Origin of the sequence: Halorussus marinus, from assembly GCF_004765795.1 — an archaeon.
GTDB lineage: Archaea > Halobacteriota > Halobacteria > Halobacteriales > Haladaptataceae > Halorussus > Halorussus marinus.
Map to the genome: position 1 here is coordinate 64,251 of NZ_SBIV01000003.1, position 14,293 is coordinate 78,543.

The window sequence follows — 14,293 nt, forward strand, 5'->3', positions numbered from 1 at the left end:
TTTTATCGGGCCCCGTCCAACGTCACCGTATGAACCCTTCGGCGGGCGACGTCGAATACGAGCCCGTCAGCGTCAAGGCGGTGCTGGCGGAGATGAAAGACACCGCCGAACTGCTGATCGACCTCTCGTTTTCGGCGGTGCTCCACGGTAGCGACGACGTCGCCCGGGAGGTGCTCGACCTCGAAGCCCGGATGGACGTCCTTCAGATGCGAGCCCGGATGAGCCTTCTGATGGCCGCCCGGAGCCCTGAGGACGCCGAACAGCTGGCGCCGGTGCTCGGTGTGGTCGGCGCCGCCGAGAAGATAAGCGACGCCGCCGGCGACATCGCGAAGGTCGTGCTGGAGGATATCGGCCTGCCCGACGCGATGCGGGCCGCGCTCCCCGAGGCGGTCGAGACGCTGGTTCGGGCGGAGCTCGCGACCGACTCGGGGTTCGCCGGCCGCACGCTCGGAGCCGCCGACCTCGAAACCGAGACCGGCGTCCGGGTCATCGCGATCCGTCGGGGCCGCGACTGGATCACCAACCCCGACCGGGACACCCGCCTCGACGCCGGCGACAGCCTCCTGTTGCGGGGCACCGAGGATGGGATCGCGGACGTGTACGAGCGCGCGACCGGCCACGCCTACGAGCCGCCCGCGGAGGTCGACCCCGGCATCGAGGACCTCGAACGCGCGGTCGACTCGATCGTGCTGATGAAAAACATGAGCGAACTCGGGGTCGACCTCGCGTACGGGAGCGTCCTGTTCGACAGCGAGGCGGTCGCCGAGGAGGTCGTCGAACTCGAAGCTGAAGTCGACGCCCTCCAGTCGCGGTTCGAGGCCTGGACTCTGCGGGCCGCCGCCCGGGTCGACGACCCCGTCTCGCTCCGCGGGCTGGTCCACCTCGCGAACGCGACCGAGGTCGTCAGCGACGCCGCGGTCGAGATCAGCGAGGGCGTCCTCCGGGGGCTTGGCACCCACCCGGTCGTCGAGCAGGCGGTCGAGGAGAGCGACGAGGTGATCGTTCGGCGGACCGTCGCGCCCGACAGCGAGTTCGACGGCGCGACTCTCGGCGACCGCGAGGTCGAAACCGAGACCGGAATGCGGGTCATCGCGGTCCGACGCTCGACCGGCGACGAGCGCGACTGGATCATCCAGCCCGGCCCGACGACCGAGCTCCGGGCCGGCGACGTGTTCCTCGCGAAGGGGACACGGTCTGGCGCCGAGCGACTCGCGGCGCTCACGGGCGAGGAGGCCGCCGACTGACTCAGTCCAGTTCCTTCGCGAGCCGATACGCCGAAATCAGCGTCAGCACCGTCGTCGCCAGCGCGCCGAGCGCCGACCCGAAGACGAACCCCAGTCCGAGGTAGTACGCCACCGGTCGCTGGGCGCCGGGCAGGAAGACGAACACCGCGAGCACTGCCGCCGTGGCGAGCGCCGCGAACGAGAACCCCCGGACGGCGTTCCGACGGACGTTCAGCGCCGCGGCGAAGTTGGCCCGCGGGCGCTCGGGGACGGGTTCGGACACGGTCGGCGATTGGGACGGAACCGTCAAAGGCGCGTCGGTCCGCGCCGTTCAGTCGGTCTCTGTGCCGGCGGTCGCCTGCGGGCGCCCGTTCGCGGCGGCCGGGATCCGGGCCTCCAGCGCCAGCGCGCCGGCGCCGAACAGGAGGCTCGCCGCGACCAGCACCGATCGGAGCGACATTCAGCCGCCGATAGCTCTCTCCGGGCCATAGGGGTTCGGGAACCGCCGAGCAGTTGCCGGTTCGGCGCGTCGGCGTTTCGCCGAGACCGAACCGCTAAAGGGCGTGTAGGCGTCGGTTATGGGTAATGAAGACGCTCGGAACGGCGAGTGCCGCCCCCGGCGAGTTCGACACGGGACGGTTGCAGGTCGGCGAAACGCGCGACGGAAGCGAGTTCGGACTGCCGGTCGCGGTGCTGAACGGCGCCGACGACGGGCCGACGCTGTACGTCCAGGCGGTCAGCGACGGCGACGAACTCAACGGGCTCGGGGTGCTCCGGCGGGCGATCCCCCAGATCTCTCCGGCGGCTCTCTCCGGGACGATCTTGGCGGTCGGCATCGTGAACTACCACGCCTTCCAGGTGGCCGAGCACCGCAATCCGATCGACGACACGAAGATGAACCGCACCTACCCCGGTAGCGAGTCGGGGACGTCGAGCGAGCGCATCGCGGCCGCGACCTTCGAGGCCGCCTCGCGGGCCGACTACATCCTCGACCTCCATCAGGGGTCGACCAGCCGGATGCTCAACGAGGCCCGCGTGCGGTGCGGTCGGCGCCACCGGCTCCACGACGACTGTCTCGAACTCGCGAAGGTGTTCGGCTGTGGCCACGTCCTCGACCAGAAGGGTCCGGACGGCCAACTCGCTCGGGTGGGTCCCGACGAGGGCATCCCGGCGATCGACCCCGAACTCGGCGGCGCCATCGGGTGGGACGAAGAGAGCATCCGGTACGGCGTCGACGGGCTGTTCAACGTCCTCCGGTACTACGGCTTTCTCGACGGGAGCGTCGACCCCGACCCCCAGATCAGAGCGTCCGGGTTCGACCGGTACGGCTCGCCGTCGGGCGGACTGGTCGACTTTCAGGTGGCTCTCGGCGACCCGGTCGACCCCGGCGACGTGCTGTTCGAGGTGACCGACCCGTTCGGCCAACTCAAGGCCGAGGTGACCGCCGACGACTCGGGCGTGTTCTGGCGCTCGCGCCGGCTCCCGCAGGTGGCGACCGGCGAGTACGTCTGCTCGGTCGGCACCAACGTCAGCGAGTACTGATGGCCGCCGACGCGCCGACGCCGACCGACCTCGCGTGCCCCGACTGCGGCCGGACGTACGACGCCGGCCCGGACGAGCCGTGGCGGTGTGACTGCGGACGACCGCTCGAACTCGCCGACCGGCCGCTCCCGACCGGCCCCGCCCCGGAGTTCGAGCAACTGGACGCGCGCAGGGGCCTGTGGGCGTTCGACGCGTTCGTCCCGATCGAGCCCCGGGTCACGCTCGGCGAGGGGTTCACGCCCCTGCAGGACGCCCCCGAGTGGGGACCGAACGCGCAGTTCAAGCTGGAGTACGTCTTCCCGTCGGGGAGTTTCAAGGACCGCGGCGCGACGACCACTCTCTCGCGGGCCGCCGAACTCGGGGTCGAACGCGTCGTCGAGGACTCGTCGGGCAACGCGGGCGCGGCGGTCGCCCAGTACGCCGCCCGAGCCGGCATCGAGGCCGACATCTACGTTCCGGCCGACGCGAAGGCCTCGAAGCTCGCGGCGATCGAGCGGGTCGGCGCGACCCCTATCGAAGTCGAGGGCTCCCGGCAGGACGTGACCGACGCGTGCATCGAGCGCGTGGCGCGAAGTCGAGCCGGAGCCGACCCGCGACAGCGCGGCGACGCGTGGTACGCCAGCCACGCGTGGAACCCCGCGTTCTTCGCTGGCACCGCGACCGTCGCGTTCGAGATCGCGGCCCAGCGCGACTGGGACGTGCCGGACGCCGTGGTCGCGCCGCTCGGGCACGGGACGCTCTTTCTCGGCGCCCATCGGGGGTTCCGCGCGCTGACGGACGCGGGCTGGACCGACGAGATGCCCCGCCTGCTCGGCGCGCAGGCCGCCGGATACGCGCCGATCGCCGACGAACTGCACGGCGACGGGCCGGGCGGCGCCTCGGGGACACCGCCCGACGACAACGAGGTCGCGGACGGCATCCAGATCCGCGAACCGGTCCGAAAGGACCAGATCCTCGACGCGATCGAGGCGACCGACGGCGACGCGATCGCGCTCGGCGCCGACCCGGTCGAGGACGCCCTCGATCGGCTCCACCGGGGCGGGTTCTACGTCGAGCCGACGTGTGCGGCCGCGCCCGCGGCGCTGGAGCGGTACCGCGAACGGGGCGTCGTCGACCCCGGCGACGACGTGGTCGTCGCGCTGACCGGGAGTGGTCTCAAGTCGTGACGGTCCGCCCGGCCGACTACTGCCCCGACTGCGGGACCGCCACGACGACCCGGGAGATAGAGGACCGCGAGCGCCGGTACTGCGAGGCCTGCGACCGCCCGGTGTTCCAGAACCCCGCGCCGACCGCCGCGGCCGGCGTGGTCGACGGCGACTCGGTGTTGCTGGTTGAGCGGGCGGTCCCGCCGGGGGTCGGCGAGTGGACCGTCCCCGGCGGCCACCTCGAAGCCGACGAACAGCCCGCGGTCGCCGCGGCCCGAGAACTCCGCGAGGAGACCGGCGTCCGGGTCGACCCCGACGCGCTCGAACTGGTCGACGCAGAACTCCTCGCTCCGTTCCGTGGTAAGCGCGCCGTCTCGATGGTGTACGCCGTCCCGGCGGCCCGCGCCGAGGGGGCGCCCACCGCCGGGTCCGACGCCGCCGCGGTCCGGTTTTTCTCCCGCGACGAGGTCGAGGCCGACGAGGACGCGTTCCGGCCCCACGTCCCCGACCGAGTCGAGTCGGTCCTCGACGCGATCTGAGTCGGCGACCGCTCGTCGCCCGCCCGGAGGATCCCGCGGCTCGGAGCTACAACCACCCCGCCTCGGCCCGCGCGACCAGTTCCGAGTCGGCCGCCCGCCAGTCGTCCTCGGCGTCGGCGAAGACTCGCTCGGCGCGTTCGCTCGCGTCCGCGACGACGGCTTCGGGGTCCGCGTCCACGAACTCGCCGTCGCGAACGATCGGGTCGCCGGCGACGAACACGTCCCGGACCTCCCGGCCGGTGGTCGAGTGGACGAGGTTCGGGACCGCGGTGTGGAGCGGCTCGGAGACGGTCGGCGCGACCCCGAGCGCGTCGACGTCGACGGTGATCACGTCGGCGGCGGTGCCGGCTTCGAGCGTGCCGACCGCGTCGGCGATCCCGAGCGCCTTCGCGCCCTCGACGGTCGCCAGCCCCAGCGCCCGCCACGCGGGCAGGGCGGTCGGATCGCCGGCCTCGACCTTCGAGAGGAGGCTCGCGGTCCGGGCCTCCCTGAGCAGATTGTGGTGTCCCGGGCCCGGCGCCTGATCGGTGCCGACGCCCGCGACCCCGCCGCGCTCGACGTAGTCGGCGACCGGGGGCACCTCGCCGTCGATCATGCCGATAGAACTCGGACACGCGAGCATGCGGGCGCCGGCCTCGACCAGTCGCTCGCGCTCGGCCGGGGTCGTCCCGTGGCAGTGGACCGCGACCAGAAAGTCGTCGACCGCCCCGTGGTCGTCGAGGGCCGAGACGGTGGTCTCGCCGTCGCCGTACCGCTCCTCGATCTGGAGGCGTTCGCGCTCGCCCTGCGCGACGTGCATGTGGACGTCCCGACCGTGCTCGCGGGCCCGGTCGCAGATCTCCCCGAGCAACTCGGGCGAGACCATATCGAGCGCCTGCGGTCCGTAGGCGGGCTCGACGAGCGGGTCGTCGCCGTACCGATCGAACAGCGCCTCCGCGCGGTCGAGCGCGGCCTCGCCCTGCTCGCGGTCGAAGGGGTAGAGCTCTCGGGGCCCGAGATCGGCGCGGTCGTCGGGCACCTCGTTGATCGTCTCGATCGCGACCGTCCGCACGCCCAGGGGCCGGTACACCTCCTCGACGAGCCGGCCGACCTCGCCCGCATACTCGCCGATCGTAGTGACGCCGCCCCGGACCGCCTCCAGCACGCCGAGTCTGGCCCCGACCGCTTCGTCCTCGTCGGTCATGTGGTTCGCGAGCGGGCCGAGCGCGCGGTTCATCCACTCGATCTCGGGCACGTCCTGTGCGCCCCCGCGCACGAGCGTGTGGCGGGTGTGTGCGTGGGCGTTCACGAGCCCGGGCATCGTGACCGTCCCCGACCCGTCGATGCGGGTTTCGGCGCTCGCGTCGACGTCGTCGGTCGGTCCGACGTACGCGATCTCGCCGCCGGCGATCCCGAGCGCGCCGTCCTCGACGATACCGAGCGTCTCGTCGCGAAACGTGAGTAGCGTGGTACCGTGGATCAGGGTATCCATACTCGTGATCTCGTAACCACGGCGCTTAACGTTCAGGGTGGCGGAAGACGGCGATCCGGGCACGGACGGCTCAGCCGCCGCGAAAGCCAATGCGCACAGTTTTTCAGCGTCGGCCCGGTAGAGGGGTACAACGAAATGATCTCGAAGGGCTGCGAACAGTGCGCCGAGGGGGGCAAGATGGTGCTGTTCGTCTACGGCTACTGCGACCAGCGCGACTGCTTTTACTGTCCGCTCGGCGAGAACCGGAAGAACGTCACCGACGTGTACGCCAACGAGCGGAAGGTCGAGTCCGACGAGGACGTCCTCACCGAGGCAAAGCGCATGGACGCGCTCGGCACCTCGATCACGGGCGGCGAGCCCCAGGAAGCGATGAACAAGACGTGTCGGTACCTCTCGTTGCTCAAAGACGAGTTCGGCGAGGACCACCACACCCACCTCTACACGGGCATCACGGGGGGCCGCGAGAACATGCGCCGGCTCTCGGAGGCCGGCCTCGACGAGATCCGGTTCCACCCGCCGCTGGAGCTGTGGGGCGACATGCACGGCACCGAGTGGGAGGAGATCCTCTACATCGCCCGCGAGGAGGGGCTGACCCCCGCGTTCGAGATCCCGGGCATCCGCGCCGAGGAGGAGTTTCTGGAGTTCTTAGACGAGGGGGCCGCGGAGTTCTGCAACATCAACGAGTTCGAGATGAGCGACGGCAACTTCCGCCGGATGCAAGAGGAAGGCTACGAGCTTCAGGACGGCCACATGAGCGCGGTCGAGGGCTCGAAGGAGATTCTCGACAGGATGGGCGACCACGACCGGGTCTACTTCTGTACCTCCGTGTTCAAAGACGCCGCCCAGCACCGCAACCGGATGAAGCGAATGGCCCGCAACATCCGCCGGGAGTTCGACGAGGTGACCGACGACGGCACGCTGGTCTACGGCAAGACGTGGGAGACCGAACAGCGCCTCGACGAACTCGGGGTCCCCGAGGAGTTCTACAGCGTCAAGTCCGACCACGTCGAGCTCGCGTGGTGGCTGCTCGAGGAGATGATCGACGAAGGCGATCTCGAAGAGGGCGAGATCGTCGAGCAGTACCCCACCTACGACGGGCAGGTCGTCGAGCGGACGCCGCTGGCGTAGTCGTCCGGTGCGGACGGACGAGCGTGGCGCGTCTGGCCGTCTTTCGGGTCGAGGGCGGCTTTAGACGCCGGTCGAGTAGCGTAGAATTCCGGCGACGCCGCCGAACGCCGACTGGAGCTGTTCGCCCTTCTCGAAGTCCGTGGAGATGAACTTCGTCTCGGTGCCGCGCTGTCCGGCGATGTTCATCAGGTACTCGATGGCGTCCTCGCGCTCGACGATCTCGGCATCCTCGCCGCTCTCGCAGGTGTGGTCGGGCGTGTCCTCGCGCTGGTCGACGAACTCGAACTCCTCTTTCTCGCCGCAGTCGTAGACCACCACGTCCTTGCGGAGGTCCTCCGAGAGCAACAGCCGGTCGACCGACCCCATCACGAGGTTCTTCCGGGTCGGCTCGAACCCGTAGGTCGCCTTGTTGCCCTCGTGGAGCTGGCGGAAGAACTCCTCCATCTCCTTTTTGTCTTTCATCACCTCGGCGTCCGCGAGGGCGTCCTCGGCGTTGTCGACCAGATCGTAGAGTCCAGACTCGTCGGTGTAGGCCACGTCGAACTTGCCGAGCACCTTCTGCTGGATCTCGTGGTGGAGGTAGTCGCCGTCGAGGAACTCGTCTTTGGTCGGCGAGGGGCCGCCGACGAGCACGCCGTCGATGTTCTCGCGCTCGGGGACGAACAGGTCGTTGGCCATCTCGGCGACCTCCTGATAGAAGTTGTCGATGGCTTCGAGCCGCAGGCGGGCGAACCGCTGGGCGGACTGGCCCCCTTTCCGCTGTTTGCCCGGCACCAGCGACGAGGCGGACTTGACCGGCTCGACGCGCTTGCCCCGGAGCCAGCCGACGTTGGCCTCGCGCCGGTCGAGCACGATGAGGCCGTACAGCCCCTTGTCGGCCAGCATCTGTTCGAGGGGGTCGGTCAGGAACGCCGAGTCGCAGTGGTACCGGAACGACTCGATGGGTTGGGGCGGGTCTTCGAGCACCTTCGTGACCATGTCGGTCCGGCCGCCGCCCGAGTCGATCGCGCCGCTGAAGATGACCAGCCCGTTGTCCGGCGGGAAGGTATCGTAGTAGCGGAGCCGGTCTTTGATCGAGGTGAGCGCGTCCTGAACGTTCGTGCGGGTCTGTTTGGACTTGATGTTGCTCGCCTCGCTGTGCTCTTGGGTGACGTGGGCGACCACGTCGCTGATCTGCTTGTCCGGCGGGATGTAGATCGTTACGAGCTGGGTCCCCGAGCCCTCGTAGTCTTTGAGGTCCTCGATGACCCTTCGGAACTCGTATTTTTTCCGGTCGGACTGCTCGTCCTCCTGCTCACTCATTGCTACGTTGTAGGCCCTCCAGAGGGTAAGTAACCTTTGACCTGCGAGCCGCGCGTTGCGGCCGCACGCGCCCGATTGGAACACGCTAGAGGCCGCCCCGGGCGGTGACCGGACCCCGCGTCTGTCGCGCGTCGGACGCGCGGCGCGCGCCGCGGCCGAATCGGGGCGAACGCGTCGGCGATCACGGAGTAATTTTATATGCGCATCGTGGTTCGGTTGGGACAACGAATATCATGTCCGACACGGTTTACGCGATAGCGAGCGGGAAAGGAGGTGTCGGAAAGACGACGACCGCGATCAACCTCGGCGCGATGCTGGCCGACCGGGGCCACTCGGTCGTCGTCGTCGACACCGACCTCGGGATGGCGAACCTCGCGGGCTTTCTCGACTTCGACGTCGAGAGCCCGACCCTCCACGAGGTGCTGGCCGAGGAGGCCGACGCCGACGAGGCGATCTACGAGGCGCCCGGCGGCATCGACGTCCTCCCCAGCGCCACCGACATCGAGGCGTTCGCCAAGTCGAACCCGGCGAACCTCACCCACGTCGTCGAGCCCCTGCGCGAGGCCTACGACTACGTGTTGCTCGACACGGGCGCGGGGGTCAGCTACGACACGCTGGTGCCACTGGCGCTGGCCGACGCCACGCTGTTGGTCGCCACCCCGGACGTCGCCTCGGTGCGGGACACCGCCAAGACGGGCGAGCTCTCAGCCCGCGTCGGCACCGGAGTCGTCGGCGCGGTGCTGACCCAGCGTTCGAGCAACATCCTCAACGCCGACGACGTGGAGTCGACGCTCGGCACCGAGGTGCTCGTGGTGGTGCCCTCCGACGAGGCGGTGCCGATGGGCATCGACGCCGGCCGACCGCTCGCGTCGTTCGCGCCGAACGCGCCGGCCGGGCAGGCCTATCGGGAGCTCGCCGCGGTGCTGATCGGCGACGCCGAGCCCGACCCGGAACTCGAACTCGACGAGCAAGAGCCCGACGACGACCGAGTCACCCCCGAGACGCTGACCGAAGGCGTCGACCGCGAGGTCGAAACGCCCCTCGCCGGCGCCGAGGTAGCCGAGAACGTCCGGGAGGCCGTCGACGGCGACGAGGACCCGCAGGGCCTGCTCGGCGGCGAACTGGCGAAGGCGGCCGACGAGATCCGACGGGAGGCCGCCGGGGACGACGCCGCGGAGCCGGTCCCCGACCCCGACGAATCGCGCTCCGCCGCCGACGAATCGAGCCCCGACGTCGACGAGTCGCTGTTCGACGTCGACGACCGGCGCCCGGACGAAGCCGGGGCAAGCGAGGACGGGGCTCCCGACTCGGCGAGCGCCGGGGGATCGGACGTGGCGCCAGCCGACGACGTCGACGACGACGCCCGGAGCGTCGACGACCTCCTCGAACAGCACCTCGACGAGGACCGACTGGGCGACGACGAGCCGACGTCTGAGGGGGCGTCGGCCTCCGAATCAGGTGCGGGCGGCTTCGAGGAGGGGTCGGCGATCGAGACCGACCCCTTCGAGGACGCTGAGGAAGGCGGTGATCCGTTGGCCGAAGACGACGCCGACGGTCCGCTCGTCGAAAACGAGGGCGGCGATCCGCTCGCCGAAGACGACGCCGACGACCCGTTGGCCGACGCCGAGGAATCCGACCCGCTCTCCGAGGCACGCGAGGAGGCCGGGCTCGATTCGGAGGCGGATGGGACCGACCCGGCCCCGGACGCGGATGCGAGCGGTCCCGACGACTCGACGCCCGACGCGCTCGACGCCGAGTCCGAAGCGGTCCCGTTCACCCGCGACCGCCCCGACGCCGGCCCGTCGACCGACGACGAGTCCGACTCCGACGCGACCACGGACGCCGAGGAGAGCGACTCCGACGACGACGCCGAGGCGAGCGACGGGGTGCTCGGGCGCCTCGGCTCGCTGTTCCGCTGACTGGGGCCACCGAGCGCTCGCCGTCCCGCGTCGAGTGCAGGGTCGAGACGCCGGCCCTGCTCCGGCGCGGTGGGGTCCGTTGGGCTCGTGGCGATTCTGGTCGGCGCCGCCGGCCGCCGGGGGCGTTCGGCGTTAAGTTCCCGGCTCGATCACATCGACCGCGGCGCGGCCACGCCGAGCACGCCCAGCGCGTTCCCGACGGCGTGTTTCGCCGCCGCGACGAGCGCGAGGCGTGCGTCCCGCAGATCGTCGTCGACGTCGTCGCGGAGCACCGGACACTCCCGGTAGAACGTGTTGAACGTGTCGGCGATCTCGCGGGTGTAGGTCGCGACGACGTGGGGTTCGAGGTCCTCGGCGGCCGCCTCGATCACCGCGGGGAAGCGCGCGACGACTTCGAGCAGTTCGCGCTCCGCCTCGGCGTCCAGCACCGAGGCGTCGACGCCGGCGAGGGCGCCGTCGGTGTCGGCCGAATCGAGCCCGGCCTCTTCGAGGATTCCGCAACAGCGGGCGTGGACGTACTGGACGTACGGCGCGCTCTGGGCCTCGAAGTCGAGCGCGCGGTCCCACTCGAAGGTGATCGCCTTCGCGGGCTGTTTCGAGACGATGTCGTACCGAACCGCGCCGATGCCGACCTGCTCGGCGATGCGCTCGACGTCGTCGTCGGTCAGGTCGTCGTCGCGGATCCGGTCGTCGAGCCTGTCTTCGACCTCCTCGCGGGCGCGGTCGACCGCCTCGTCGAGCAGGTCGTCGAGGTCGATGCCCGTGCCGGCGCGGGTCGACATCTTCCCCTCCGGGAGGTTGACGTACGAGTAGATGACCTGCCGGAGCTGGTCGGTGTCGTTGTCAAGCAGGTCGAGCGTCGCCCGCATCTGGTCGGCCTGGAGCTTGTGGTCCTCGCCGAGCACCGTCACCGCGCGGTCGTAGTTCTGGAACTTCCACTCGTGGTGGGCGAGGTCCCGGGTGGCGTAGAGAGTGGTGCCGTCCGAACGGAGGAACACGAAGTTCTTCTCGATGTCGTAGGCCGCCAGATCGAGTTGCCAGGCCTCGTCCTCGTAGACCGCCTCGTCGAGGTCCTGAAGCCGGTCGACCACGTCGTCGACCGAGCCGTCGCGGATGAACCGGGTCTCCTTGACGAACTCGTCGAACTCCGCGGGGAGCCGCCCCAGGCTCTCGCGCATGCCGCCGAGCACGGTGTCGACGACCTCGCCGACGCGGTCGTAGGTCTCCTCGTCGCCGGCTTCGAGCCCCTGCATGATCGCGGTGATCTCCTCCTCGGCGGCCTCGACCTCGTCGGGGTCGCCGTCTTCGAGCACCTCGTTGCCCTTCCGGTAGTAGCGCACGAGGTCGTAGTCGGCCTTCTCGCGCTCGGGATCGGGCAGGTCGTCCTCGTCGAACGTCTCGTAGGCCCAGGTGAACACGGCCATCTGGCGCCCCGCGTCGTTGACGTAGTAGTGGCGGTCGACGTCGTAGCCCGCGAAGTCGAGCACTCGGGCGACCGCGTCGCCCACGATGGGGTTGCGCGCCCGGCCGACGTGGACCGGTCCGGTCGGGTTCGCGGAGGTGTGTTCGACCACCGCGGACTCGCCGGTGGGGTCGAGCCGGCCGAACGTCTCGGACTGGGCCGCCTCGACGGTGCCCTCGTAGTAGGCGTCGCTCGCCCGGAAGTTGACGTAGGGGCCCTGTGCGGTCGCCGCCTCGACGAGATCGTACTCGGCGGCGTCGATCTCGTCGGCGATCCGGCCGGCGACCTGCGGCGGGGGCGCACCGACCTCGCCCGCGAGCCGGAACGCCGCGCTCGCGGCCAGCACGGCGTCGACGCCCTCGGGCGGGTCCTCGATACCGAGGTCGTCTGTCGGGAGGTCGAGCGCGTCGAGCGCGGAGGTGAGCGCCGCCGCCACCTCGTCGCGGAACTGGAGATACATGCTACGAGCTTTTCGACCGGCGGGTAAATGGGTTTCTGAAGCGTGTGAGCCCGTCCGCGCGGTCCGATCCGACGCCGACGCGCCGGCGCGAGTCGCGGACGAACCGGTTAGCCGTGGGCGTCGGCGCTCGCCGACGACGCGGCCGGCCCGGTCAGTCGGCGTCCGAGCCGAAGACCCGGGGCATCGCGACCGTGGTCCGCTCGGAGAGCACGTACGCCGCGACACCGAGCGCGACGACGCCGACCGCGAGCAGGGGCAGCGGCGAGACGTCGTACCCGCTCGCGAGGAACAGCCCCGTCGCGACGGTGCCACAGAGAAGCGCGTACGGGATCTGGGTGTTGACGTGGTCGACGTGGTCTGCCCCGGCGAACATCGACGACATCACCGTCGTGTCGCTGATCGGCGAGCAGTGGTCTCCAAAGAGCGACCCGGTGAGGATGGCGCCGATCGCGCCCGGGAGCGGCGCCCCGAGGTTGAACGCGAGCGGGACGGCCACCGGGAACATGATCCCCATCGTCCCCCACGAGGTGCCGATGCTGAACGAGATGATGGCCGCCGCGACGAAGACCACCGCGGGGAGGAGCTCGGGCGTGATGACGCCCTCGGCGACGGCGACGACGTACTCGCCGACGCCGAGCGCCTCGCTGACCGACCCGATGGTCCACGCCAGCGAGAGCACGGCGACCGGGAAGATCACCATGCTGAACCCCTCGAAGATGGAGTCGCTGACCGCCTCCAGCCCGACGCGGGCGTGCCCGACGAGGATGGCGAGCAGGAGTCCGCAGGCCGAAAAGACGCCCCAGAGGATGGCGTCGGCGGTCGCGGCGTCCTTCAGCGCCTCGACGGGCGCGACGCCCGGCCACCCGCCGGAGGTCAGGAGGCCGAGTCCCGTGACGGCCACGAGCGCGACGATGGGCGCCGCGAAGTACCACCAGCGCGAATCGACGTGGTCGGGCGTCACGATGTCCTCCTCGCGGGTCTCGAGCAGGGGGTCCGCGTCGTCCCGGAGAACCTTCCCCGTCTCCTTCGCGCGGGTCTCTGCGCGCTTCATCGGGCCGAAGCTCCACCCGGTGGTGACGGTGATGAAGACGAGCACCACCGCGAGGAGGCTGTAGAATCGGAACGGGATGCTCTGGAGGAACACCACGAACGCGCTCTGGTCGATGCCGAGCGCCGAGAACTGCTCTTTGATGAGCCCGACCTCGAAGCCGACCCACGTCGAGACGACGGCGACGCTGACGACGGGCGAGGTGGTCGAGTCGAGCAGGTATGCGAGCTTCTCGCGGCTGATGTCGAACTTGTCGGTGATCGGCCGCATCACCGATCCGGTTATCATCGTACTCGCGTACGAGTCGACGAAGATGAGCATTCCGAGGATGCTGGTCCCGAGCTCGGCCTGCCTGCGGGTTCGAATCCGGGCGATGATGCGCTCGGCGAGGGCCTTCATCCCGCCAGAGAGGAATATCATCCCGAGCATCGCTCCGGAGAGGAACGTGAACAGGAGGAGTTTGCTGTTGAACGATGCGGTGATGTTGTCGATGACCAACTGGAGGGAGTAGGCCGCCCCGGTGATCGGGTTCCAGCCAACCAGAATGGTCGCACCGATCCAGATGCCCGCAAACAGCGACAGCAACACCTGCCTGCTCACCAGCGTCAGCACGATGGCGAACAGCGCCGGCAGCAGGCTGATGATGCCGTACGTTTCAGATGCCATTACGCTCGGGCAGTTTCCAAGTAGGAAAGTTAAAACTTGTTCAATTGCACCGCTCGAAATAGATAGGTAATCAACAATTCCTCTCCGATCGGCAGACTCGACACAACTACGGTGTCGCAAACGGCCCGGTCGCGGGGCACCTCGACGGTGCCCTCGTAGTAGGCGTCGCTCGCCCGGAAGTTGACGTAGGGGCCCTGTGCGGTCGCCGCCTCGACGAGATCTACTCGGCGGCGTCGATCTCGTCGGCGATCCGGCCGGCGACCTGCGGCGGGGGCGCGCCGACCCCGCCCGCGAGCTCGCCGCCGCGCTCGCGGCCAGCACGGCGTCGACGCCCTCGGGCGGGTCCTCGATGCCGAGGTCGCCTGTCGGGAGGTCGAGCGCGTCGAGC

Annotated in this window: 12 protein-coding genes; 6 read left to right on the plus strand and 6 right to left on the minus strand. The window is 69.9% G+C overall.

From position 1 onward, the window contains the following. The first annotated feature begins 29 nt into the window (after window positions 1-29). Entirely contained in the window at window positions 30-1,244 is a 1,215-nt protein-coding gene (locus EPY72_RS07140; RefSeq protein WP_135805991.1) for a potassium channel family protein, read from the plus strand. 1 nt (window position 1,245) lies between these two features. On the opposite strand, the gene EPY72_RS07145 is transcribed toward EPY72_RS07140, so the two are convergent. Both EPY72_RS07145 and EPY72_RS19960 read right to left on the minus strand, forming a co-directional pair. Beyond that, the gene (locus EPY72_RS07145; protein WP_134668345.1) at window positions 1,246-1,506 is read right to left on the minus strand and encodes a DUF7536 family protein; all 261 of its coding nucleotides are present in this window, start codon (window positions 1,504-1,506) and stop codon (window positions 1,246-1,248) included. A gap of 48 nt (window positions 1,507-1,554) precedes the next feature. After that, window positions 1,555-1,683, minus strand: coding sequence for a hypothetical protein (locus EPY72_RS19960; protein ID WP_280177968.1), 129 nt, complete (start codon window positions 1,681-1,683; stop codon window positions 1,555-1,557). A 125-nt stretch (window positions 1,684-1,808) separates the two neighbouring features. Here EPY72_RS19960 and EPY72_RS07150 point away from each other — a divergent pair, with 125 nt between their 5' ends. From EPY72_RS07150 to EPY72_RS07160, 3 genes are read left to right on the plus strand one after another with little or no spacing between them, the layout of a single operon-like run. Further along, the gene (locus EPY72_RS07150; RefSeq protein WP_135805992.1) at window positions 1,809-2,765 is read left to right on the plus strand and encodes a succinylglutamate desuccinylase/aspartoacylase family protein; all 957 of its coding nucleotides are present in this window, start codon (window positions 1,809-1,811) and stop codon (window positions 2,763-2,765) included. Further along, window positions 2,765-3,931, plus strand: a complete 1,167-nt coding sequence (locus tag EPY72_RS07155; protein ID WP_135805993.1) for a pyridoxal-phosphate dependent enzyme — start codon at window positions 2,765-2,767, stop codon at window positions 3,929-3,931. Before EPY72_RS07150 ends, EPY72_RS07155 begins: the two co-directional genes overlap by 1 nt. Next, complete coding sequence (locus EPY72_RS07160; protein ID WP_134668351.1) at window positions 3,928-4,449, plus strand: NUDIX domain-containing protein; 522 nt, start codon at window positions 3,928-3,930, stop codon at window positions 4,447-4,449. Before EPY72_RS07155 ends, EPY72_RS07160 begins: the two co-directional genes overlap by 4 nt. 46 nt (window positions 4,450-4,495) lie before the next feature. On the opposite strand, the gene EPY72_RS07165 is transcribed toward EPY72_RS07160, so the two are convergent. Further along, window positions 4,496-5,920 carry an amidohydrolase family protein gene (locus EPY72_RS07165; RefSeq protein ID WP_135805994.1) on the minus strand — a complete coding sequence of 475 codons (1,425 nt, stop codon included), beginning with the start codon at window positions 5,918-5,920 and terminating at the stop codon, window positions 4,496-4,498. Window positions 5,921-6,055: 135 nt separating this feature from the next. Here EPY72_RS07165 and EPY72_RS07170 point away from each other — a divergent pair, with 135 nt between their 5' ends. Beyond that, complete coding sequence (locus tag EPY72_RS07170; RefSeq protein ID WP_134668355.1) at window positions 6,056-7,048, plus strand: radical SAM protein; 993 nt, start codon at window positions 6,056-6,058, stop codon at window positions 7,046-7,048. Window positions 7,049-7,108: 60 nt separating this feature from the next. On the opposite strand, the gene prf1 is transcribed toward EPY72_RS07170, so the two are convergent. Beyond that, window positions 7,109-8,350 (minus strand): peptide chain release factor aRF-1, encoded by a 1,242-nt coding sequence (gene prf1, locus EPY72_RS07175; RefSeq protein ID WP_134668357.1) that lies wholly within the window; start codon window positions 8,348-8,350, stop codon window positions 7,109-7,111. Between the two features lie 233 nt (window positions 8,351-8,583). On the opposite strand from prf1, the gene minD reads away from it, so the two are divergent. Then, window positions 8,584-10,269: a cell division ATPase MinD gene (gene minD / locus EPY72_RS07180; RefSeq protein ID WP_135805995.1), complete on the plus strand. Its 1,686-nt coding sequence runs from the start codon at window positions 8,584-8,586 to the stop codon at window positions 10,267-10,269. 149 nt (window positions 10,270-10,418) lie between these two features. Here the strand turns inward: minD and argS are convergent, their stop codons facing one another. Both argS and EPY72_RS07190 read right to left on the minus strand, forming a co-directional pair. Next, window positions 10,419-12,191, minus strand: coding sequence for an arginine--tRNA ligase (gene argS, locus EPY72_RS07185; RefSeq protein ID WP_134668361.1), 1,773 nt, complete (start codon window positions 12,189-12,191; stop codon window positions 10,419-10,421). Between the two features lie 151 nt (window positions 12,192-12,342). After that, entirely contained in the window at window positions 12,343-13,905 is a 1,563-nt protein-coding gene (locus EPY72_RS07190) for a Na+/H+ antiporter NhaC family protein (RefSeq protein ID WP_134668363.1), read from the minus strand. Between the last annotated feature and the right edge of the window lie 388 nt (window positions 13,906-14,293).